Source organism: Rhizobium sp. BK060, from assembly GCF_014193145.1.
Classification (GTDB): domain Bacteria; phylum Pseudomonadota; class Alphaproteobacteria; order Rhizobiales; family Rhizobiaceae; genus Rhizobium.
In genome coordinates this window covers 138,247-159,464 of record NZ_JACHYW010000015.1, presented here as the reverse complement: position 1 = coordinate 159,464, position 21,218 = coordinate 138,247, and the positions used below count along the sequence as shown (strand labels likewise).

The window sequence follows — 21,218 nt, the reverse complement described above, 5'->3', positions numbered from 1 at the left end:
ACCATCGTAGCCAGAATCTAGCAAAGACCTGCAATCCGGAAGCGATCATGCCCGAAAAGTTTCCCCGCCTGTTCACTCCGCTCCTGATCCGTGGGCACACCCTTCGCAACCGCATCGTATTTGGCGCTCATACAGCAAACATGGCCGTCGATGGACTGCCAACCGAGCGCCATGTCGCCTATTACGCCGAGCGCGCGATCGGCGGCGCCGCGATGATCGTCGTCGAACCGATGCCGGTCCATGCTGCTGCGGTCCTGACACAGAGAAACTTCCGTCACTGCGACGATACCGTCGTCCCCCACTTTGCCAAGGTTGTTCGGGCCATCAAGGAGAACGGGGCCGTCGCGATCCAGCAGCTCTATCACGTTGGAGCGCACGGCGACTCCGACAATTCCTTCCATCCTCACTGGTCGCCGTCCGGTCTGCCGAGCTACCACGACAGCGACGGATCGCATCCGATGACCGAAGCCGAGATCTGGGAAACGATCGACGGGTTTGTTCAAGCGGCGCGGCGATGTTGCGAGGCCGGCTTCGACGGCGTGGAAGTCTGGGCAGCGTATCTGGGCATGGTCGACCAATTCTGGACGCCATGGAGCAATCGACGTGAAGATCAATGGGGAGGGTCGCTCGAAAACCGTACACGTATGTCTCGCGAGATTCTTTCCCGGATACGAGAAGCCTGTGGATCGAATTTCATTATAGGTCTTGCGGTTAGTGACGAGCCGGACGTGAAGGCAGCTCTCCAGCGGGAAGAACTTGCCGAGATCGTGAAGCTTCACGATGCGCTCGGTCTTGTCGACTACGTAACGTGCGGGTCGGGAGGCTATCTCGACTTCTACAAGCTGATGCCGACGTTTATCTATCCAGAAAAACTCGGCGCCGATCTTGCCGCATGTCTGAAGAAGGTCGTGAAGAACGCCGTCGTCATCGCCGAAAGTCACATCCGAACACCTGAGAATGCCGAGACGGTCCTCGGCGAAGGCGCGTGCGACCTTGTGTCCATCGTTCGCGGACAGATCGCCGACCCTCATCTGGCGCAAAAGGCCAGCGAAGGACGTCCTGAAGACATTCGTGGGTGCATCTCCTGCAACCAGATGTGCTGGGGGCGACGCTCTAGGGACTACTGGATAAGCTGTCTGATCAATCCTTCGGCGGGGCGTGAGTTCGAATGGAACGGCGATCGATTCACCAAGACCTCTGATCCAAAGCGAGTATTTGTCATCGGTGGCGGCCCAGCAGGGCTCGAGGCGGCAAGGGTAGCGGCGCAACGCGGTCATAGCGTCGTCCTCTCGGAAGCCGGCATGCGCCTCGGCGGCAATTTTCTGCTCGCTGGTCTGCAGCCCAGGCGCGCCCAGATCCTTGATCTGCTTGGCTGGTACGAACGCCAACTGGACAAGCTCGGCGTTGACGTCAGGCTGAACACCTACGTTGAATCCGACGAGATCGACCTATCGGAGGTGGATGTCGTTGTGGTGGCCACTGGTTCCCATTCCCCTGAGACCGGCTTTCAGAAAGCTTTGCCAACCGTTGAGGCGATGCCCGGCATCGACAAGCGCAGCGTTTTCACCGTCGAAGCGGTAATGGCAAGGCAGGCAAGACCAGGCAAGCGTGTCCTTCTCCTGGATGAGGGAGGTGGCTGGCGTGGATGCGGGACGGCTTGGAAGCTGGCGGAAGATGGCCATCATGTCACAATTCTTACGCCCGACCCGTTCGTCGGAAAGGAACTTCAAAGAACGGCCGCCGATGTGCCGATGCGACAGGCTTTGAAAAGGCTGGGTGTTCAATGGATCACGGAGGTCAGTGTCGTCGAATGGCACGGCAACGGTGCAACGATTTTGGATCACAACACCGGTGAGCGCCGCTTCATCGAGGCGGAGGGGTTGGTCACCGCAACGACCAATCATCCGATGGACTGGCTGATGCCAAGCCTTCTTGAATTGGGCGTTGCCACGCGACAGATCGGAGATTGCGCGGCACCGCGCCAGGCTCCTTACGCGTTCTACGAAGGCAGAAAAGCAGGGTTGGAGATCTGACATGTCCGACGCGGTCGTACTCAGTAGAAAGGACGCCGAGGAACTTGCAATGAAAGCGTGCCTGGCTTGCGGTACGGCCGTATCGAGCGCACGTTCTCTCGTGGATGCTACGTTGTCGGCGGCAATCTACGGGCCACCTACCCTAGGATTTCCGCACCTCGTGGACTATCTCGATGGCTTCCGCAAGGGACGGATAAATCGCGATCCAAACCCGCGGTTGGAGCGTGCCCTTCCTGCATTTCTCGTTTCCGACGCAGATCGCGGCATCGCCCAGCTGGGTTTCGATCTTGCCTTTGCTGATCTGCTCGCAGCCGTTCGCAATTTTGGTGTTGCTGTCTTCACGCAGACCAACAGCTATACGACCGGAGAGCTCGGATATTACGTCCGCAGACTTTGCAATGAAGGTGTGGTTGGACTGGCAGCGACGAATGCAAATGCCATGATGGTGGCTAAAGCCGGAGGACCTGTCGTCTACAGCACAAATCCGATGGCGTTCGGATTTCCGCTCGGCGAGTGCACGCCCCCAATGATCATTGATCAGGCGTCGAGCGCAACCGCTTACGTAAACATCGTGAGGGCAGCGGAAGAAGGAACGGCGATCCCTGAAGGTTGGGCGGTGGACGCAGACGGTAACGCAACCCAAGATGCAAAAACGGCGCTGACGGGAGCCTTGTTGCCCTTCGGCGGCCGCAAAGGCGCAAATATCGCGCTCCTTGTGGAAATGCTGTCGGCTGGCCTTTCCGGTGGCCCCTGGTCTCTCGATGCGCCGGATTTCAGGTCGGGTACGGCATCGCCCGCCGTCGGGCTGAGTGTCGTCGCAATCGTGCCTGGGCAAGGAGCTGACGGGCGGATTGATCGAGCACTCCGCCAAGTACGTCGCCTGCAGGACAAAGGCGTGTTCGTTCCAGGCGTTAGTGGAATAGAGTCCGCTCAGACATCAGGGGAACTATCCATCCCCCGCAGCGTCTATGAAAAGATCGTCGCCATCACGACCAAATAGGCGAGGCTTGGAAGCCCTTCTCAAACTCTTCACGGGAAGACTGCTGCGCGTATCCGGCTGGTACGACAACGGATGGGGAGCCTCACGGCCCCACCGGAATGGGCATTGTCATGCCACTCATCATTGGCGTCATGAAAACGCGCCGGTTGGCCTTGCCAGCCTGTCGAGATTCAACAACTTTCCTGTCAAAAGACACGAAAGCCCCACGGCCAGGCCATGCTCCTTCGTTCACGATAACACCATCCGCGAGATCACCACCGTTCAGCTGTGGCCGTTAACCCTTAAGCACTCTACGGAGGCGGTGAATGTGTCCAGCACCGATCCCGCAGCAACCGCCGACCATCGTTGCACCGGCCTCCGCCCACGAACAGGCAAAGCGCGAATAGATGTCATCATCTAGGTCGCTCCGAGTCTCGTGAAGGCCTTGGTTGGCAGCAGCATCTCCTTGCTCGCCCTCAAAGGCATTCGCATATACGCCGATTTTGAGGGGCGAGGCACGATCCTTGAAAATCTGGGCCGCCGCGCCGACGGCCGCACGCATGACTTCCGGCTTGCTGCAGTTGAACAGGAGCGCCTCCGTACCCGATTGCGCCGCCCATGACGCAGCCTGCTCTACCAACTCGCCCGAGCGGAGCTTTGGTGGTGCGCCGCTTGTCTGCACTGCATCGTCGGCCAGGGTGAATGAGATCCAGAATGGTTTTCCGGTTTGCGCAACCGCCTCGCGAACGGCATCCCCTTCGGCGATGAGGCTCAGCGTTTCGCCTAGCCAGACATCGACATAAGGAGCGAGATTTTGCACGAGTACCGCAAGATACTTCTGTACCCGCAGAGGATCAAAATTCTGCGGCTCGTAGGAACCGAAAACGGGCGGTAGCGAACCGGCAACCAGGACCTTGCGGTCCCTGCAGGCATCCGCGGCGTCGCGGGCAAGCTTGCCTGAGCGCGCGATCAATGCGGCGCCTTCCTCCCAAAATCGGTCCTCGCCGATGTGAAACGGCACGACAGCATAGCTGTTGGTCGTAGTGACGTCGGAGCCCGCGGCAACGAATTCGTCGTGGACCTTGCGAACAATGTCTGGCGAATTGATAAGCGCGAGAGCCGACCATTCCGGCTGCTTCAGCTCGGCGCCAAGCCGTAAGAGTTCGCGGCTCATGCCGCCGTCGAGGATGCAGACTTCATTCATGGAAGGATTCCGAACTTGGATCAGGGGGTTATCAGGAGCCAGAGAGCCGCAATCATCGTTGGAGCCGCTGGAAGTCGAGAAGACATGATCGTTCCTCTTGTTACCGTCGCACCGGCACCTCCGCCTCAAGCTGGCGGAAGACGCGGGCAATAGTGGCGGTGAGAATGAGATAGAACACCGTCACCACGATCAGCGGCTCGTAGACGAGCAATGTGTCCTGGCGCACCTTGCTTGCGACCGCATAGAGATCCATCACGGTGACAGTGAAGGCGAGTGGGGTCGCTTTCAGCTGCATGACGATTTCACCACCAATCGTTGGTAATGCTATGCGGATGGCCCGCGGCAGCCAGATGCGCCGGATTAGCGTGAAGCGCGACATGCCGAATGCGCGGCCTGCTTCCAACTCACCTTTCGGTACGGCAAGCAGCGCGCCGCGCAACACTTCCGCTTCGTAGGCGGCGTAGTTCAGGGTGAAACTCACGGCCGCAAAGAAGAAACCCTCGCGCAGCATGGGCCAGAACAGGCTCTGGCGGATACCGGGAATCATCGGCAGTAGCGAACCAACACCATAGTAGAGAAGCCAAAGCTGGATGAGCAGAGGCGTGCCGCGGAAGAAGGTGCAATAGCCCCTAGCGAAATACCTGACGAGGGGGCCGCCGCTTACCTGCGCAAAGGCAAGACCGATCGCAATTGCGAAGCCGAAGACGACCGAGATCACCAGGAGCAGAACGGTCTGTGCGGCGCCTGCCAGTAGAAGCGGCCAGTAAGAGGCCATCCATGTGAAGGTCATGCTGCCCACTCCTCAGACGGGCTTCGGTTGGCCGCGCCGCACATGACGCTCGATCAGACTGAAGACGACGTTGGAGACGAGCGTGATGGCGAGGTAAAGAAGCGCTGCGGCCAGGAAGAAGATGAAGTAATGCTTGGTACTTGCGCCGGCCAGGCGAGTGGCGAGCGCGAGTTCCTGGTAACCGACGACGGCAACCAGCGCGCTGTCCTTGGTGATCGACATCCAGAGATTGGCAAGGCCCGGCAACGCGTTCGGCAATAGTGCCGGCAGGATGACACGACGAAAACGCAATTGTGGCCCCATGCCGAAGGCCTTCGCCGCCTCGATTTCGCCAGCGGGAATGGCGAGGATCGCTCCCCTCAGCACTTCCGTCATGTAGGCACCCTGTACGAAGCCGAGCACAGCGACGGCGACGACGAAGCCATTCACCTCGATCTCCGGCAGACGAAACGTTGCCAGCAGCCGATTGAGGCCGTCCATGCCGGCATAATAGAGCCCGACGATCAAGATCAGTTCCGGAATGGCTCGAATAGCCGTCGTATAGAGATCGAGTACCAGACGAAGCGGCCGGTTGCCGGAAAGCTTGCCAAGAGCGCCTCCCGTCCCGAGCAGAAGGCCGATCAGGAAGGCGCCGGCAGAAATCGCAATCGTGGAGACGGCACCCACGAGCAACGTCCCACCCCATCCAGGTGGATAGGGTGAAAGAAGCTCGAGGATTCCTTGGGTGGCCGCCATCGTCCGGACCGTTTACTTTGCGCCGTAAATGTCGAAGTCGAAGTACGTCTTGGTGATTTCGTCATACTTGCCGCTGGCGCGTACCGCAGCGATCGCGGCGTTGAGCTTTGCCTTCAGTTCGGTATCTTCCTGGCGCAGGCCGCCGGACACTCCTGCCCCGAGAATCTCCTTGTCATCTGCAACATCACCGGCCTTGGCGCAGCAATCCTTGCCGCTATCGCTTTTCAGAAAGGCATCCAGAGCAAGCGAATCCCCGAATACGTAGTCGATGCGTCCGGCAGCGAGGTCCTGGAACGCCTCATCGAGCGTCTGATAGGTCTTCTCGTCCGCGACCCCGGCAAAATACTTCTTGAAGTAGTCCGACTGGATGGTGGAGACCTGGATGCCGATGGTCTTGCCCTTCACATCCTCTGCACTTGCGCCGACCTTCTCACCCTTCGGCCCGATCAGCGTGCTGGGGGTGTTGTAATATTTGTCGGTGAAATCGATGACCTTCGAACGCTCAGGGGTATTCGACATGGACGACCAAATGACGTCGAACTTCTTGCTCTGCAGGGCAGGAATGAGGCCATCCCAGGACAGCTCCACGATTGAGCATTGCTCTTTCATCTCTCCGCAGACGGCGTTCATCAGATCGATTTCCCAGCCCTGCCATTGACCGGAGGCATCCTTGGCGAAGAACGGCGGATAAGATTCGTTCATAATACCGAAACGAACCTCAGCCTGAGCGGTGATGGCCGAAAAAGCCAGCGTAGCGCCGGCAAGAAGCATGGGGAGTAGTTTCATTTTTCAATATTCTCCTGATGTTGTCGTATGTGAAAGCGCCAAGGATCAGCGCGTGAGCATGCCGGTGAATTCGCGGCAGCGCGCGCTAAGGGGAGCGTCGAAGATCTGTTCGGGGCGCCCCTCTTCCTCGATCCGCCCCTGGTGCAGGAAGAGGATGTGGCTCGAGACATCGCGCGCAAAACGCATCTCGTGGGTAACGATGAGCATGGTTCGCCCCTCCTCGGCGAGGTCGCGTATGACCTTGAGCACCTCGCTTACCAGCTCCGGGTCGAGTGCCGACGTCGGCTCGTCGAAGAGCATCACTGACGGCTCGATGCAAAGTGCGCGGGCGATCGCCGCTCTTTGCTGCTGGCCGCCGGAGAGAAAAGCTGGGTAGGCATCGCGCTTGTCGTAAAGGCCTACCTTGGCCAGGAGCGCTTCTGCCTTCTCGATTGCCTCGCGGCGCGGAATGCGCAGGACGTGAACCGGGGCCTCGATAATGTTTTCGAGCACTGTCTTGTGTGCCCACAGATTGAAACTCTGGAAGACCATGCCGAGGCCGGCGCGCATCCGCTCGATCTGCCGCCAGCTCTTTGGCTGCAATTGCCCCCGATGCGTCCGCTTCCAGGCGACTTCCTCACCATTCACGATGATACGACCGCGGTCGGGAACGTCTAACAGATTGATGCAGCGCAGAAAGGTGCTCTTTCCAGACCCGGACGATCCGATGATCGAAATCACGTCACCCTGACGGGCCCTTGCCGAAACGCCCTTGAGGACTTCGTGCGAGCCGAAGCTCTTGTGTAGATCATCGACACATAGTGCCTGAGAAGTTGGTTCTGGCATTCACAATTCCGTAAAAGCAATTTGAGCAGAATATCGCGGATGTGCGCTAATTTTGCGCGCAAAGCTAAACTAAAATGAATAATATGTGCAAAAATCTCTTCCCATTGCTTGTTTTCGGATAGAACGAACGAAGCAGCTTACGGCGCGATGGCCAAAGGAGACAAAATGGAAAAACTGGATCACTTTGACCGCGACATTCTCCAGCTCGTTCAGCGCAATTGCCAGCGAACCGCCGAGAGCATCGCCGACGACGTCGGCCTCTCAACGTCGGCCGTTCAACGGCGTCTGAAGCGCCTGCGCGAAGATGGGATCATCAAGGCGGAGGTGGCGGTCGTCGAGCGCAAGGCAACCGGCACACCTATGGTGTTTATCGTCGGCATGGAAATTGAGCGGGACAATTACGATGCACTGGCGAAATTCCGGCTTTGGGCGGAAAAACAGGATCATATCCAGCAGGTCTACTATGTCACGGGAGCCGTGGATCTCATTGCCATCGTCACCGCCCGTGACGTCGAGCACTATGACGATATTGCAGCCTTGATCATGGCGGAAAACCCTCAGATCCGGCGCATGCACACCAATGTAGTACTTCGCGACGTAAAGCTTGGGCTCTTCGTCCCGCTGGCAGCTGGAGCCGACGACTGATAGGGAACTGCACGCACGTCGCATTCGACGCCGGTATTGTCTTTACAAGCCAGCGGCTGCGACAGCGCCGGCGGTGCTCGTCACAGTCCGCGACCCTGGCCGGACGGATACCGGAACTACGCGCGATCAAGGCGAAGTAACAATACCCGGCCGGCTTCAAGCGGATCGGCACGCCACCGGAGCAGGACGCACAGCTTAAGGTTACCGGAAGAGCCGTTCGACATAATTGCGCCCGAGTCCGACCTTCTCGTAGTGGTCACGACAAAGCGCAATGTAGTTGTGTACATCGAAGAACCCGTCCGGCTCGCCGGTCCCGTCGAGCCAGATCAGTGGCCCCTTGACCTGGAAGAACACCTTCATTGGCTGTTCGTGCTCGTAGGCGACCAGCGTATGGCCCTCGCCCGGCGTCTCGTAGACAAAATCGCCAGCCGTTGCCGTCCACTCATGCTCGAGGTATCCCCACTTGCCCGAGATCGTATAGGCGAAAACCTCGTGCGGATGATAGTGCCGGTTTACAAGGCCTGCCTTCTTGGCCATGAGGATGTCGCACCACTTGTTCTGCGTCGGCGAAATCCAGAGCGGACGCGAAGAGACAGTATCCGTGAACGGAACATAATAGCGTTCATCCTCTGTCGGCGCATCTTGAAGGTAGACCTCGGGCAGCGCGTCTGGCTGAAAGACCTTGCTGATCGGCTGCAAGTCTTTCCAGAATTCTGTGGTCGCGAGTTCAGGCATGCTTTCCTCCCATTTTCATAGTCTCAGGCGCGCACACGCACGTCGAGCAGCGCCATGCTCCGGTTTTCGTCGATGTGGCGGATGGCGCCCGCAAGCGCGGCCTCAAGATCGCCCCCACGCTCAACTCTTTCGGCGTATGCCCGGCTCGCCTGCGCAATCTTGGTAAAGTCCGGGATTGGCGAAAGCGACGTCAGCGGCATCCGGTTTGCTTTGGCGGCATAGCCGTCCGGATAGATGCCAACCACGGATTGGCGCACGGCCCCCCATTCCGCATTGTTGACGATGATCAAAAGGATCGGAAGCGCCAGTGCCTCGGCGATCTGGTGGCAGGCAACCGGATTGGAAAAGATGTAGGAGCCGTCGCCCATCGTCGCCACGACGAGGCGGTCGCGATCTGCAAGCTGCATCCCGAGCGCGGCAGGGAAGGCCCAGCCAAGACCACCTGAATGCGGCTCCTGATACCAGCCATGATGGTCAGCAATTTGCATCGGGGCAAGCGGACATCCAAGCTCCGACAAAACCGTCGCCGGACGGCCGCCGATTGTCTTGGATAGCGCAAGGCTCACCCACTCCTTGGTCATTGGCTCAGCGCATCCGGCCTCTGCTCGCGCCAGCACCGCCGCCCGTGCCTCACCATTGCGCTTGGTCAAGGTTGCGGATCTACGCTCAATGTCCGTTGCCGGAGACAATCGCGACATCGCCGCACGCAACGCTGCCAATCCATCGGCCACGTCGCAGGCGATTGTCACGTGCGAAGGGAAATAGCGGACCGGAAAGCGCTGGAACAACGGATCCTGCCCGAGCTGGATGACCTTGCACCCATCGTTCAACGAATGAATGTCGGGCGACCATGGAGCGAGTGCATCGATAACGAGCACAACATCGGCCTGCGCCAACAAGGGTTCGGGGTCGGCCTGCGCGGCCATCGGATGGTCACTCGGGAGCGCAAGCTGCACGGCCCAATACTGGCAAACCGGAATTGCCCATTCCTCGACAAGGGCACGAAGCTCTGCAAACCCGTGTTTTGATCCAGCACCGCGCTGCGCAAAAATCACCGGCTGGCGTGCGCATGCGAGGAGCCGCGCCGCCTCTTCAATTGCCCTTGGATCTGGCGCGTGGATAAAGGCTTCCATCTGCAGGGAAGCCCCCAAACCTTCTGTCGGACAAGGCTGACACAGAACCTCGCGTGGCAGGCTCATGTAAACTGGCCCGCGCGGCGTCGACATTGCAATGGCATGTGCGCGGTCGACCATCTGTGGCACATGTTCCGGAAAGCGGAGTTCGTCGTCCCATTTCACGGCCTCGCGCACCAATGCCGCCTGGTCGCGCATCTCCTGCCCCCAGCCGATCGGCACCGTGCGCGACCCAAGATGACCCATCTCCGAAGCCGGCGTCTTGCCCGAAAAAAGCAGTAGGGGAATATGCTCGGTCGCGGCATTGATCGCCCCGATCGCACAATTTGCAAGGCCGACATTTGTGTGCGCCATGACCGCCTGCGGACGCCCCGTTGCCAGGTAATAGCCGTGGGCCATCCCCATTGCCGCGCTCTCATGTGGGATGACGATCGCCTCTGGCAGGGGGATGCCCTTGGCATCAGCCTCAGCCAACCCTTCGATGATGGGAGGAAAATCGGTTCCCGAATTGGCGAAAATATAGTCGATGCCGATCGCCTTGAGCCGTGCCAGTAACGCCCCGCCAGCGGTCATCGTCTCCCCCCTGGCTTGGCGCTCGATGTTGCTGTCCATGTATCGTTCCCCGTTGTCTAGACGCTCATGCCGCCGTCGACCATGAGCGTCGCTCCAGTGACGAAGCTCGACTGGTCCGAGGCAAGGTAGAGCACCGATCTCGCAACCTCGCCGGCGGTTCCATGTCGTCCGAGCGGAATGATTTGGTTGAAGAATTCAGTGCCATCAGCACCAATCGCAGCACCCAGCCCCTGTTCAACGGCGAGCTGGAAGCTGTTGTCGATCGGACCGGGATGAATGGTATTGACGCGGATACCACGCGGCGCCAACTCCTTGGCAAGACAACGCATGAGACCGACCTGTGCATGCTTGGCGGTGATGTAGGCATAGACGCCGGCATCACCGCGGACACCGGCGACAGACGAGGTAATCACGATGCTGCCACCGTCGCGCATGGCAGGCACAACGAACTTCGCGGCAAGGAAGGCCCCCTTCACATGGACCGCCTGTACGGCATCGAAGACATCTTCCGGATAGTCCTCGATCGGCGACACCGTACCGAAGTTGCCCGCATTGGAAAACAGCACATCAATCGAGCCGAACCGATCAACCGTGCGCTTGACGTAGCGCGCTGTGTCTTTCGCATTCGACACATCCGCCGCAACCAGTTCCACCCGATCCGCCGGCAAATCCGCTGCTGCCTGCGCAAGTGCCTGTCGCGCGAGATCGACGAGGGCAACGTTTGCTCCTTCTGCGAGAAACAACCTGGCGGCCGCCAGGCCGAGACTTCCTGCGCCACCCGTGACGATGCAGGTTTTCCCATCAAGCATACCCAAGGCGCTCTCCATCAGATCGGATAGTGGATCGGGCCATCCTGAATGGTGATCCAGCGCAGTTCGGTAAACTCGGCAATTCCGGCTTTGCCGCCAAAGCGGCCATAACCGGAATCCTTGACACCGCCGAACGGCATCTGTGCCTCGTCATGCACGGTTGGACCATTGATGTGGCAAATGCCGGATTCGATCCTTCTTGCAACGGCCATGGCGCGGTTCACGTCCTTGCCGAAGACCGCCGAGGAAAGCCCGTACTCCGTGTCGTTGGCAACGCGGACGGCCTCATCGATCGAGCCGACACGCACCACCGAGACTACTGGCCCGAAGCTCTCCTCTGCATAGATCCGCATGGCAGGCGTTACACGGTCAAGCAGCGTTGCATCGACGATTGTGCCATTGACGTCGCCACCCCCGGCAAGCACCGCCCCCTTGGAAACCGCGTCGCGCACCAGTGCGTCGATGCGTTGCGCTGCCCTGGAATCAACGACAGAACCAAGCGGCGTGTTTGCCTTGCGCGGGTCGCCCGCCTTGAGCGTCTTGACCTTGGCAGCCAATGCCTCAACGAAGGTGTCAGCGATCTTGTCGTCGACGACGATCCGCTCGGTGGACATGCAGATCTGTCCCTGGTTCATATAGGCCCCGAACGCTGCAGCGGCGACGGCCTGCTCGATGTCGGCATCGTCCAGAACGACGAACGGCGCTTTGCCGCCAAGCTCCAGCAGCACAGGCTTCAAATGCCGGCCAGCGGTTTCGGCGATGATGCGGCCGACACGCGTGGAGCCGGTGAAATTTACGCGGCGCACCGCAGGGTGGGCAATGAGCGTCTCGACGATCTCGCCCGCATCTTCGGGTGCGTTCGACACTGCGTTCAGCACTCCCTCGGGTAGACCGGCCTCGTGCAGCGCATCGACGATCAGTCGGTGGGTTCGCGGGCAGATCTCCGAGGTCTTCATCACGACGGTATTGCCGCAGGCAAGCGGCGTTGCCAAAGAGCGGACGCCTAGAATAACCGGCGCATTCCACGGCGCGATGGAAAGCACCACGCCTGCCGGCTGGCGGATCGCCATGGCGAGGCTCCCGGGCCGGTCAGACGGGATGACCTCGCCTGAAATCTGGGTCGTCAGAGATGCCGCCTCCCGAAGCATATCCGCAGCAAGGCCAACGTTGAACATCGCCCATCCAGCGGTTGCACCCGTTTCCGCAGCCATGGCCGCCACGAACTCGGGCGCCTTTTCCTGCAGCCGGTCGGCGGCAGCGAGCAACAGCTTGCGGCGCTGGCCGGGGCCGGTCGCGGCCCAGGCAGGAAACGCCTTGGCGGCAGCATTTGCGGCTTGGCGGGCATCTTCCACCGACGCTGCGGCAACGGTCGAGGCGACTTCTCCGGAAATCGGGTTCAGCCGCTCGAAACTGCGACCGTCGGTCGCTTCCACTTCGGCATTGTTGATCTTCAGGCCAAGCATGTTCATGGGGATCTCCGTGTCACCAAATCAAACCATCGCGCCGAGAAAAGCGCGCTGCACTGCGGGATCGTTTATCAGCTCGCCGGCGGGTCCCTCGCCAGTGATCCGACCGGCCTCGGCAAGATAGCCACGGTCGGCGATGGCAAGGCTCTTCTTGACGTTCTGCTCGACGATCAGAAGTGCAAGTCCTCTTTTTCGAATGCGAGCCAGGCTCTCGAACAGCTCGCCGACGACAAGGGGCGCTAGGCCAAGGCTCGGCTCGTCCAGCATCAAGAGATCCGGCTTCGACATCAGTGCGCGGCCAAGTGCCACCATCTGCTGCTCGCCGCCTGACATCGTATTGACGAACTGCCCGCCGCGGTCGCGTAGCTTGGGAAAAAGCTCAAAGATGAATTGGCGGCTCTCGGCCGCGTACTTGCGAGCGCGCCTGGAGTAGGCCCCGAGGAGAAGATTTTCTTCCACGGTGAGATCGCCGAACACTCCTCTTCCCTCCGGCACGAGGGCGATGCCGGCCTCGACGATTTCATGCGCAGGCACGCCCGATATCGTGTTCCCGGCAAAACTCACCACGGCACCAGGGTCTGGCCGGGTGATCCCGGCGATCGACTTCAGCAGCGACGACTTACCCGCGCCGTTGGCGCCTAAAATGACCACGGTCTCGCCTTTGTTGACCTTGATCGATACGCGATCAAGCGCATTGTGGCGGCCGTAGTGCAGCGAAAGATGAGCAACCTCAAGCATGGCGCTCTCCGAGATAGGCGGTGACGACGTCAGCATTGGCGAGCGCTTCAGCTGTTGATGCGTCGGCGATCTTGCGGCCGGCGTTCATGACGACGCAGCGGCTGCAGACCGCGCGGATGGCATCCATCACGTGCTCCACGAGAAGAATGGTGATACCGCGATTTTTCAACGAGAGGATCAGATCGATCCCCGTTCTAAGTTCCGTCGGATTGAGCCCCGCCAGCCACTCGTCCAGCAACAGCAGTTCCGGTTCGGCTGCAAGTGCGCGGGCAAGTTCCATGCGCTTCAGGTCGATATAGGTCAGGTCCTGTGCCGCCTGGTGCGCGCGATGGGCCAGGCCGACCTCATCAAGCTTGGCGAGCGCCGCTTCCTCAGCCGCACGTCCCCATAGCTTGCCACGGCCGAAGGCAAGCGCGACCACAACATTTTCCATGACGCTCAGCGACGGCAGCGCGCGCACCAACTGGAAGGTGCGTGACACTCCCTTCAAAGCCACCCGGTGCGGCGCCAGTCCGGAGATGATATGATCGCTGAGCGCAATCGTTCCCCCCGTCGGCCTCAGATGCCCGGAGATCATGTTGAGAACCGTGGTCTTGCCGGAACCGTTTGGGCCAAGCAGACCGACGACCTCGCCACGCTCCATCGAGAATGACACCGCATTTACCGCCGTTAGGCCGCCGAAACGCTTGGTCAGGCCGGAAATCGTCAAAAGCTCGCTCATTCGGCAACTCCCGGAACTGCTTTGATCTTGCCATTGTGCCGGCGCTTCCAGTTCTCTTCGATGAAGGCCAGCACGCCACGCGGCAACACGAAGACGATCGCGATGAATAGCAGGCCGAGGATGATCGAATAATGGTTCGGGAAGTTGGCCGACAACCATTCAAATAGCAGGAAGAGTGGCACGGCACCCAAGAGCGGTCCCCAAAGCCTGTTGGCGCCCCCAAGCAAGGCCATGATCAGCGTCAGGAAGGAAAGCGTGGGATTGAAGGCAATCGCCGGCTCCACATACGTCCAGCGCGGCGCTTGGATGGCACCGACGAGCGTGATGATAACGGAACTTATGGCAAATAGCGCAAGCTTCACGCCGGCAATGTTAATGCCGCAATGGGCAGCAACGACCTCGTCGTCACCGATCACCTTCAGGGCCAAACCGATACGGCTGCGGCCCACACCCCAGCAGATGAGCAAAGTGGCCGTCGCCAGCGCCAGAAGCTGCCAGTATATCCCTTCCGGCGTCACCGGTAGGAAGATATAGCGACCGAGCGTTCCCGTCATATTGACCTCGTACCAGGTCACGAGCTGGCGTACCAGTTCGGCAAGACCAAAGGTGAAGATGACGAAATAGACGCCGGCAAGCCTCAGGGTCGACAAGCCGACAATGAGTGCGACTGCGAGGCCGATAACGCCGGCAATCGGAAGGAGCAGAACATAAGGAACGCTCTCGCTGAAGACTGCGCAGGTATAGGCGCCGATGCCGAAAAAAGCGACGGTTGCGAGCGACACGTAGCGCGTTGGACCGGAAAACAGCGCCCAGGCTGTTGCCAGGGTGACATAACCGAGCATCCCGATCATCAGTGTGACGGTATAGGGATTGGCATAGAACGGCAGGCAGGCCAACGCGCCAACAACAACGGTGATGATCGCGGCCTGTAAAAGAGAATTGCGGCTCATCTTGTGGTCCTTCCGAACATACCGGCCGGACGCCACAGCAAAACACCAAGGAAGATGAGATAGGTCGCCGCGAGCGTGAGCCCCGGTGACACAAAGGTCGCCACGAAGGTCTCCACCAGACCAAGTATCAAGCCTGCCGAAAGAGCGCCGAGAATATTGCCAACGCCGCCCATGATGACCACGATCAGCGCCTTCATGGTGAAGACGACGCCAGAGGTTGCCGTAAACGTCTGATACATCGAGATGACGACACCGCCGGCGGCCGCAAGAGCTCCCCCGATCGCAAACGCCGTGCGTGCGGCCTTGTCGACATCTATGCCGACGAGGGCGGCAGACGATGGCGAAACCGCAACGGCGCGCAGTGCAGTGCCCCATAGAGTTCGGGTTAGAACGAGATAGATGCCAAGGCCGGAGACAACGGCCATCACAAGCGCCAGCAACCGATTTGCGGCGACCGTTGTGCCAAGCACCTTCACGGGAATGTTGAGGTAGCTGTAGTTTGTGAAATTCGCCCCAAACACCACCAACAGCAGGCCCTGGATCACGAAGAGCAAACCGAACGTCGCCAGGATCGAGTCGATCTCGAGGCCCGCCTTGTCACGGGCGCGGGCAACAAGCGGGCGCATCAGCAGGCCATAGACGATGTAGCCGAGGAAAAAGCCCGCCGGTATGGCAATGAGAAGGCCGAGTACCGGACTGACGCCCCATTGGGAAAACATCACGTACGCCAGGAATGCGGCAGCGATGATTGTCTCGCCATAGGCAAGGTTCATGATCCGCGCAATGCCGTATTGGAGCGTCAACCCCATGGCGACGAGCGCGTAGGTCCCGCCGAGCACCAACCCGGATAGTATGGCTGTGCCGAGCATCAGCCCCCTCCTTCAATCGAGATGCGAAAGGGCGGTGCGCATTCCTGGACGCGCACCGCCTTTGGTGTCAGGCCTTCTTCCATTCCTGCCTGGGCAGCACCACTTTGCTCACCCCTTGACGGTCGGATGGAGCGACGCCGACGAACTGGCCGTTTTGCCACTGGCCGGTCCACCAGAGCTTGCGAAGCTGGTTCTCCTCGAGCTTCGTATCGCCCAGGACAGTTTCAAAGGTGCCACTGGCAAGCTCGGCCGATACTGCTTCCCGATCGAGTCCCTTGCGCTTGATTGCCTCCTGCAGCATCTGAAGGCTGGCATATGTGATCACGCTACCCCAGTAGTCCGGCGCAATCCCGGTGTGCGCCTCATGTCGCTTGCGATATTCCTCATTGGCCTTGTTGGCAGGATCGATACCACCAAGACTCATGATGCCTGTCGCATTCTCCCCGTTGTTCTTGCCGTAGACCGGAAAGCCCGTTCCGACGCCGAGATAGAGCACCTTGGGATTGAAGCTCGCGACCTGTGCCTGTTGCGTCAATGCGAACGTATCCGGCGGATAGGAAAAGGCCACAAAGCTGTCAGCGCCACTCGCCATTGCCTCATTGATGACCGGTGAAAAGTCGGATGTCGCCAGCGGATAGGTCTGGTCGTAGACTACCTCGATACCAGCCTCCTTGAAGGCCGGACGGGCCGCGCTGACAAGGTCGATGCCAAAACCATCGGCAACGGAGACCATGGCAACCTTGTTGTTGATCGTACCGGCCTTGTTGGCTTCGACGAGGATACTGGCCAGTGCCTTGGCGTAATCATGGCCGCCGCCCAGCATCCAGAAGCTTTTCTTCCAACGTTGAACGAATTGAGGAGCCTTGTCCGTCACAGCCGAAACAGCGAGTTGCGGATAGCCGTACCGGTCAAAAAGTGGCGCAACAGCAAGATTGAAGCCCGTACCCCATGGCGCAAGAATGAAATCGACCTGATCGTCCGTCGCCAGGCGCTCCGTCGCCCGCACAACTTCTTCCGACGACGAACGGTCATCATATTCGATGACCTCAATCGGCAGCTTCTTGCCGTCCGGCAGTTCCAGGCCGCCGGCATCATTCACGTCCTTGACCCAGAGCAGGTAGTTTGGAAGCGTGGTAATCCCGGCACCGCCGGCATTCGGCCCGGTCTTTGAAATGGCATAGCCGATACGAACGGACTTGCGCTCTTCCCCAAAGGCGGCCCGTCCGACGCCCGTTGCAGCAACCGCTGCGACAAGCGCAGCACTTCGCAGGACTTGCCTGCGTTGAAAGGTTTTCATCGATTTTCCTCCCATAAGCCTGCTCCCACAGGCTGTTCAGGCCAACGTGCCAACCACGACCCGTTTCTCCTCCTGGGGCGGGGCTGCGTCCATTGACATGTTCAATTTACGCGCCGTCCAGTCGAAGCGTGATAGACTTTTACAAGAGATACTTGTACTTTTCACGGAAACGCGAAAAGGGCGGCCATGTCTCCCGTCATCATGCCTACCAATCCTGCAGCGCACCCTTTGCCCCGAGCGCCCGAAGCCGTCGAGGCCCGCATTTTCCACGGCGCGCTCGCGCACTCGACGTGGACCTTCCGCGGGACCCGCAATCGTGCCTTCGTCCTTGTTTCCGGCAGCGGACACATCCGGCTCGGCACGCATGAAGTGCCGATCAACGGCCCTACCATCGTATGGGCGCCGTCGGGAGAGACCGGCTTGATCACCTTCGACGCCGGCGCGGAAGGCGCCTCGCTCGCCGTCCCAGACATCGTCCTTGGCTCCGCGATGCCGTCAGGCGCGGTCTTCGCACAGGTTCGCGAAGCAATCTCGCGCCCGATCCTTGGCGCTCGTCTAAGCACGCAGGAAGCGCGCCGCCTCTCGGCAGCACACAGCATCATTGAACAGGAATTGAAAGCAGACGTCCCTGGCGCGCAGGAAGTCATTCGCCATCACCTGGCACTCCTTCTTCTTGCAATATGGCGCCTGACCAGTCCGGCGGACGAACGACAGCAACCTTCGCCGCGCGCCGTCGTTCGCGGCTTTGTGCATCTGGTCGAGCTGCATATCCGCGATCATTGGACAATCAACGACTACGCCAACGCACTTGGCGTCACTGCCGACCGTTTAAACAGTGCAATCCGCCGCGCGACAGGCCGAACCCCGCTGGAACTGATACATTCACGCCTGATCTCGGAGGCATCAACCATGCTGGACGGCTCGGGACTGCAGATCGCCGCAGTTGCCGAAGCGCTCGGTTTTTCCGACCCGGCATACTTCAGCCGCTTCTTCAAACGCCTTACCGGCGTCTCCCCGCGTGCCCATCGCGCCGGCGTCGTCCTGAAAAGGCCGAGCGTAGAAACGAGCTACGCTGCCTGGCCCTGAGTCCCGGAGTAGCTTCCGCTTATGTCGAGGCGACGAGTTCCGCCAACACCCGCAAGACCCATGCCTCGGACTGGAAGCATTTTTCCGCCTGGTGCCGGCGGCAGAACCTCGCTCCCCTTCCCCCGGATCCGCACGTCGTCGGCCTCTACATCACCGCTTGCGCCTCCGGGACCGCCGGCGGGGCGTGAAGGCCAATTCCGTCTCCACGATCGAGCGGCGCCTCTCGGCGATCGCCTGGAATTGCACCCAACGGGGCATGCTGCTCGACCGCAAGGACCGCGCCATCGCCACCGTCATGGCGGGGGGACGCAATCGCCACACCGCCCTGCCGCGGCAAAAGGAGGCGATCCTGCCGGAAGACCTGATCGCCATGCTCGAGACCCCGGAACGCGGCACGCTTCGGGGCCTGCGGGACCGGGCACTCTTGCGGGCGGCCTGCGTCGCAAGGAAATCACCGGCCTCGACCTCGGACGCGATCAGACCGAGGACGGGTGCGGCTGGATCGAGATCCTCGTTGCTGACGTTGCGCTGCAAGACCGGCTGACGCGAGGTCGAGATCGGCCGCGGTTCCGCCGACACCCCCTGTCCGCCCGTCGCCGTCGAGACCTGGATCAGGTTCGCCAAGCTCGCCAAAGGCCCCCTCTACCGCCGCGTCACCGGACGCGGCAAAGACGTTGGGCCGGACCGTCTCAATGACAAGGCGGTCGCCCACCTCGTCAAGTCCGCGGCCCTTGCCGCCCGTCTATATGGCGACCTCGGTGAGGAAGAGCGGGCGGCAAAATTCTCCGGTCATTTCGCTGCGCGTCGGTCTGGCCTCCTCGGCCGAGGTCGATGAGCGTCATGTGCAAAAGCAGCTCGGCCATGCGAGGGCCGAAATGACCCGCAAATACCAGCGCCGACGCGATCTATTTAGGGTCAATCTGACGAGGCCTCGGGGCTGTAGGGACCTTATCGCGCCAGCATACGTGCGAGCATATTTCGGATGTGGTCCTGCGCGCCGTAGAAAATTGCCGCGACAATGATTGTGCGGCTATGTTCCACCGGTAAAAACCAAATAGCCGCCTTGTCCCGCCGAAGAAACCGAATCCCGGGATGAATATCAGGCCGCAGAGTCCCGATATAAGGCGTATTGACGAGGCGATCGATTTCGACACGCAATTTGCGAATCCGCTCAGCGGTACGCTCCACAGCCTCGCCAGGCGAGTCCCCGAGTTCGACATAGGCGTCGAACAGATGATCGAAGATCAACTCGAAATCGCGTTCGGCATCCTCAGAATAATCAAGAGTCCACACGAACAACCCGTCGCTTCCGCTCAATCATTGCCGCGACTCGGCTTTCCATTTCCGTCGCAGAAATCATCGGTCCGTTCAATCGCCGCTGGACCAATTCGCGAAGCGCTGCCGTTTCAACGGTCTCAGCTTCAGTCTTTTGCCGAAGCAGTTCTAGGCCCTGCTGAAGAACGGAACTCATGCTGGAGTACCGGCCGCTCTCCACCAGCGAACGGGCAAACGCATCCTGCTGGTCAGTTAGCGAGATCGACGATTTGACACTCATCGGTTCAACTCCTTTGAGCCTAATTTGCTACTCAGTAGCATATTTGTCAATCTGACGAGATGTCCGTCAGGCGACAAAGTCAACGACGTCGGTTGATTTAATCACGTAGCCGGCAGGGGATCAGTGCCTTCGCTTAGGATTGCGAGATATCTACGGTAGCTGAAAACACGGCCACGCTTGCGACCTGTCACCTCGTCGACAATCCCCAAGCGCTCCAAGTCAGCGAGCGCTGCATTGACAGTCGGTGCGGAAAGGCCTGTCATTTGAACGATTTGATTTGCCGTATGAAAGGGGTTTTGCTGAAAGAGTTCGTGAATACGAAGGGCCGATCCAGCTCTGTCGCTCTCGGTTGTGATTTTCTCCCTGTCCTCCTTGAAAAGATCGACAATCCGAGTGGCAGCTTCAAATGCGTGGTTGGCGGTGTCGGCTACACCTGTCAGGAAGAAGTCTAACCAACCTTCCCAGTTTCCATGTTCACGGACCTCTTGCAGTAATCGATAATATTCCCTTCGATGAGCCTTGAGGTAAAGACTGAGGTAGAGCAATGGTTTGCGTAGAACGCCGTTCACACACAGGTAAAGAGTGACAAGCAGACGACCTATACGGCCATTGCCATCGAGAAATGGATGGATCGTTTCGAACTGGACATGCAGGAGGCCGGCTTTGATCAGTGCCGGTAATCGTGATTGAGCGTCATGCATGAAGCGCTCGAACGCATCTAGGCAGCCACCCAACTCCGTCACAGGTGGTGGCACGAAGAGTGCGTTACCGGGTCGGGTGCCTCCAATCCAATTCTGCGAGCGCCGAAACTCTCCTGGATCCTTAGTGCCTCCGCGCCCGCTTTGCAGCAGTCGTGCGTGCATCTCTCGGATCAGTCGCAATGACATTGGCAGCGTTTCCAAACGCTCCAAACCGTACATCATCGCATCAACGTAATTGGAAACCTCACGAATATCATCGACCGGTTGCCCCGCTTGAGCCTCGGTCTCAAACCGCAAAAGATCGGAAAGAGTCGACTGTGTACCTTCAATCTGTGAGGAAAGAACTGCCTCTTTTCTCACATACATGTAAAGGAACAGCTCCTGGCGCGGGAGCAGCATTGTGATGCCATCCAGGCGACCTAGCGCACGCTCTGCCAGACTGAGGCGCTCCAATAGCGAAAGGACATCGATGGATGGCTCGGGCGGCAATGGCGGAGGCACGAACGCCCGTACTGTTTCGCTCGCTGCTGTTGTTTCGACAAAACGACCCAGGCGCAAATTAGGTTCGGAATTAGACATGGCCTAATA

General features: G+C 59.5%; 21 protein-coding genes and 1 pseudogene. 5 read left to right on the top strand and 17 right to left on the bottom strand.

What is annotated here, in order from left to right:
• Positions 1-47 precede the first annotated feature (47 nt).
• Positions 48-2,033, top strand: coding sequence for an FAD-dependent oxidoreductase (locus FHT71_RS18120; RefSeq protein WP_183721263.1), 1,986 nt, complete (start codon positions 48-50; stop codon positions 2,031-2,033).
• A gap of 1 nt (position 2,034) precedes the next feature.
• Positions 2,035-3,033, top strand: a complete 999-nt coding sequence (locus tag FHT71_RS18115; RefSeq protein WP_183721260.1) for an Ldh family oxidoreductase — start codon at positions 2,035-2,037, stop codon at positions 3,031-3,033.
• A gap of 274 nt (positions 3,034-3,307) precedes the next feature.
• On the opposite strand, the gene FHT71_RS18110 is transcribed toward FHT71_RS18115, so the two are convergent.
• The 5 genes from FHT71_RS18110 to FHT71_RS18090 all read right to left on the bottom strand — a co-directional run bounded on the left by FHT71_RS18110 (position 3,308) and on the right by FHT71_RS18090 (position 7,352).
• Positions 3,308-4,216, bottom strand: coding sequence for a homocysteine S-methyltransferase family protein (locus FHT71_RS18110; protein ID WP_183721257.1), 909 nt, complete (start codon positions 4,214-4,216; stop codon positions 3,308-3,310).
• A 100-nt stretch (positions 4,217-4,316) separates the two neighbouring features.
• Entirely contained in the window at positions 4,317-5,006 is a 690-nt protein-coding gene (locus tag FHT71_RS18105; protein ID WP_007800581.1) for an ABC transporter permease, read from the bottom strand.
• A gap of 12 nt (positions 5,007-5,018) precedes the next feature.
• On the bottom strand, positions 5,019-5,741 hold the full coding sequence (locus FHT71_RS18100) for an ABC transporter permease subunit (RefSeq protein ID WP_007800583.1): 723 nt from the start codon (positions 5,739-5,741) through the stop codon (positions 5,019-5,021).
• 12 nt (positions 5,742-5,753) lie between these two features.
• The gene (locus FHT71_RS18095; protein ID WP_132590606.1) at positions 5,754-6,527 is read right to left on the bottom strand and encodes a transporter substrate-binding domain-containing protein; all 774 of its coding nucleotides are present in this window, start codon (positions 6,525-6,527) and stop codon (positions 5,754-5,756) included.
• A gap of 45 nt (positions 6,528-6,572) precedes the next feature.
• Positions 6,573-7,352 carry an ATP-binding cassette domain-containing protein gene (locus FHT71_RS18090; RefSeq protein ID WP_183721248.1) on the bottom strand — a complete coding sequence of 260 codons (780 nt, stop codon included), beginning with the start codon at positions 7,350-7,352 and terminating at the stop codon, positions 6,573-6,575.
• Positions 7,353-7,517: 165 nt separating this feature from the next.
• On the opposite strand from FHT71_RS18090, the gene FHT71_RS18085 reads away from it, so the two are divergent.
• Positions 7,518-7,997: an Lrp/AsnC family transcriptional regulator gene (locus FHT71_RS18085; protein ID WP_007800588.1), complete on the top strand. Its 480-nt coding sequence runs from the start codon at positions 7,518-7,520 to the stop codon at positions 7,995-7,997.
• Between the two features lie 201 nt (positions 7,998-8,198).
• On the opposite strand, the gene FHT71_RS18080 is transcribed toward FHT71_RS18085, so the two are convergent.
• The 9 genes from FHT71_RS18080 to FHT71_RS18040 all read right to left on the bottom strand — a co-directional run bounded on the left by FHT71_RS18080 (position 8,199) and on the right by FHT71_RS18040 (position 17,288).
• Entirely contained in the window at positions 8,199-8,732 is a 534-nt protein-coding gene (locus FHT71_RS18080) for a 2,4'-dihydroxyacetophenone dioxygenase family protein (RefSeq protein ID WP_132590602.1), read from the bottom strand.
• Positions 8,733-8,755: 23 nt separating this feature from the next.
• Complete coding sequence (locus tag FHT71_RS18075; RefSeq protein ID WP_132590600.1) at positions 8,756-10,477, bottom strand: thiamine pyrophosphate-requiring protein; 1,722 nt, start codon at positions 10,475-10,477, stop codon at positions 8,756-8,758.
• Positions 10,478-10,494: 17 nt separating this feature from the next.
• A complete protein-coding gene (locus tag FHT71_RS18070; protein WP_132590642.1) occupies positions 10,495-11,247 on the bottom strand; it encodes an SDR family NAD(P)-dependent oxidoreductase in 753 nt (250 codons plus the stop codon).
• Positions 11,248-11,264: 17 nt separating this feature from the next.
• Entirely contained in the window at positions 11,265-12,716 is a 1,452-nt protein-coding gene (locus FHT71_RS18065; RefSeq protein ID WP_132590598.1) for an aldehyde dehydrogenase, read from the bottom strand.
• 21 nt (positions 12,717-12,737) lie between these two features.
• Complete coding sequence (locus FHT71_RS18060) at positions 12,738-13,451, bottom strand: ABC transporter ATP-binding protein (protein ID WP_132590596.1); 714 nt, start codon at positions 13,449-13,451, stop codon at positions 12,738-12,740.
• Positions 13,444-14,172, bottom strand: coding sequence for an ATP-binding cassette domain-containing protein (locus FHT71_RS18055; RefSeq protein WP_132590594.1), 729 nt, complete (start codon positions 14,170-14,172; stop codon positions 13,444-13,446). Before FHT71_RS18055 ends, FHT71_RS18060 begins: the two co-directional genes overlap by 8 nt.
• Positions 14,169-15,122 carry a branched-chain amino acid ABC transporter permease gene (locus FHT71_RS18050; RefSeq protein ID WP_132590592.1) on the bottom strand — a complete coding sequence of 318 codons (954 nt, stop codon included), beginning with the start codon at positions 15,120-15,122 and terminating at the stop codon, positions 14,169-14,171. Before FHT71_RS18050 ends, FHT71_RS18055 begins: the two co-directional genes overlap by 4 nt.
• Positions 15,119-15,991 carry a branched-chain amino acid ABC transporter permease gene (locus FHT71_RS18045; RefSeq protein ID WP_132590590.1) on the bottom strand — a complete coding sequence of 291 codons (873 nt, stop codon included), beginning with the start codon at positions 15,989-15,991 and terminating at the stop codon, positions 15,119-15,121. Before FHT71_RS18045 ends, FHT71_RS18050 begins: the two co-directional genes overlap by 4 nt.
• 67 nt (positions 15,992-16,058) lie before the next feature.
• Entirely contained in the window at positions 16,059-17,288 is a 1,230-nt protein-coding gene (locus FHT71_RS18040) for an amino acid ABC transporter substrate-binding protein (protein WP_132590588.1), read from the bottom strand.
• Positions 17,289-17,474: 186 nt separating this feature from the next.
• Here FHT71_RS18040 and FHT71_RS18035 point away from each other — a divergent pair, with 186 nt between their 5' ends.
• On the top strand, positions 17,475-18,374 hold the full coding sequence (locus FHT71_RS18035) for a helix-turn-helix domain-containing protein (RefSeq protein WP_132590586.1): 900 nt from the start codon (positions 17,475-17,477) through the stop codon (positions 18,372-18,374).
• Between the two features lie 20 nt (positions 18,375-18,394).
• Positions 18,395-19,303: pseudogene (locus FHT71_RS31745) on the top strand (tyrosine-type recombinase/integrase); the annotation flags it as partial.
• Positions 19,304-19,322: 19 nt separating this feature from the next.
• On the opposite strand, the gene FHT71_RS18025 reads toward FHT71_RS31745, so the two are convergent.
• The 3 genes from FHT71_RS18025 to FHT71_RS18015 form a co-directional block, all read right to left on the bottom strand.
• Positions 19,323-19,673, bottom strand: a complete 351-nt coding sequence (locus tag FHT71_RS18025) for a type II toxin-antitoxin system RelE/ParE family toxin (RefSeq protein WP_183721283.1) — start codon at positions 19,671-19,673, stop codon at positions 19,323-19,325.
• A complete protein-coding gene (locus tag FHT71_RS18020) occupies positions 19,654-19,929 on the bottom strand; it encodes a type II toxin-antitoxin system ParD family antitoxin (protein ID WP_132590582.1) in 276 nt (91 codons plus the stop codon). The genes FHT71_RS18025 and FHT71_RS18020 overlap by 20 nt, the downstream gene beginning before the upstream one ends.
• Before the next feature lie 101 nt (positions 19,930-20,030).
• Positions 20,031-21,209, bottom strand: coding sequence for a Fic family protein (locus tag FHT71_RS18015; protein WP_132590580.1), 1,179 nt, complete (start codon positions 21,207-21,209; stop codon positions 20,031-20,033).
• Positions 21,210-21,218 lie beyond the last annotated feature (9 nt).

What these genes read in the sequence shown, in the direction of transcription:
- FHT71_RS18080 (WP_132590602.1), bottom strand. Translation starts at nt 8,732, where the DNA reads ATGCCTGAACTCGCGACCACAGAATTCTGGAAAGACTTGCAGCCGATC.
- FHT71_RS18040 (WP_132590588.1), bottom strand. Translation starts at nt 17,288, where the DNA reads ATGAAAACCTTTCAACGCAGGCAAGTCCTGCGAAGTGCTGCGCTTGTC.
- FHT71_RS18120 (WP_183721263.1), top strand. Translation starts at nt 48, where the DNA reads ATGCCCGAAAAGTTTCCCCGCCTGTTCACTCCGCTCCTGATCCGTGGG.
- FHT71_RS18105 (WP_007800581.1), bottom strand. Translation starts at nt 5,006, where the DNA reads ATGACCTTCACATGGATGGCCTCTTACTGGCCGCTTCTACTGGCAGGC.
- FHT71_RS18055 (WP_132590594.1), bottom strand. Translation starts at nt 14,172, where the DNA reads ATGAGCGAGCTTTTGACGATTTCCGGCCTGACCAAGCGTTTCGGCGGC.
- FHT71_RS18085 (WP_007800588.1), top strand. Translation starts at nt 7,518, where the DNA reads ATGGAAAAACTGGATCACTTTGACCGCGACATTCTCCAGCTCGTTCAG.
- FHT71_RS18100 (WP_007800583.1), bottom strand. Translation starts at nt 5,741, where the DNA reads ATGGCGGCCACCCAAGGAATCCTCGAGCTTCTTTCACCCTATCCACCT.
- FHT71_RS18065 (WP_132590598.1), bottom strand. Translation starts at nt 12,716, where the DNA reads ATGAACATGCTTGGCCTGAAGATCAACAATGCCGAAGTGGAAGCGACC.
- FHT71_RS18090 (WP_183721248.1), bottom strand. Translation starts at nt 7,352, where the DNA reads ATGCCAGAACCAACTTCTCAGGCACTATGTGTCGATGATCTACACAAG.
- FHT71_RS18115 (WP_183721260.1), top strand. Translation starts at nt 2,035, where the DNA reads ATGTCCGACGCGGTCGTACTCAGTAGAAAGGACGCCGAGGAACTTGCA.
- FHT71_RS18095 (WP_132590606.1), bottom strand. Translation starts at nt 6,527, where the DNA reads ATGAAACTACTCCCCATGCTTCTTGCCGGCGCTACGCTGGCTTTTTCG.
- FHT71_RS18060 (WP_132590596.1), bottom strand. Translation starts at nt 13,451, where the DNA reads ATGCTTGAGGTTGCTCATCTTTCGCTGCACTACGGCCGCCACAATGCG.
- FHT71_RS18020 (WP_132590582.1), bottom strand. Translation starts at nt 19,929, where the DNA reads ATGAGTGTCAAATCGTCGATCTCGCTAACTGACCAGCAGGATGCGTTT.
- FHT71_RS18110 (WP_183721257.1), bottom strand. Translation starts at nt 4,216, where the DNA reads ATGAATGAAGTCTGCATCCTCGACGGCGGCATGAGCCGCGAACTCTTA.
- FHT71_RS18045 (WP_132590590.1), bottom strand. Translation starts at nt 15,991, where the DNA reads ATGCTCGGCACAGCCATACTATCCGGGTTGGTGCTCGGCGGGACCTAC.
- FHT71_RS18050 (WP_132590592.1), bottom strand. Translation starts at nt 15,122, where the DNA reads ATGAGCCGCAATTCTCTTTTACAGGCCGCGATCATCACCGTTGTTGTT.
- FHT71_RS18015 (WP_132590580.1), bottom strand. Translation starts at nt 21,209, where the DNA reads ATGTCTAATTCCGAACCTAATTTGCGCCTGGGTCGTTTTGTCGAAACA.
- FHT71_RS18035 (WP_132590586.1), top strand. Translation starts at nt 17,475, where the DNA reads ATGTCTCCCGTCATCATGCCTACCAATCCTGCAGCGCACCCTTTGCCC.
- FHT71_RS18075 (WP_132590600.1), bottom strand. Translation starts at nt 10,477, where the DNA reads ATGGACAGCAACATCGAGCGCCAAGCCAGGGGGGAGACGATGACCGCT.
- FHT71_RS18070 (WP_132590642.1), bottom strand. Translation starts at nt 11,247, where the DNA reads ATGCTTGATGGGAAAACCTGCATCGTCACGGGTGGCGCAGGAAGTCTC.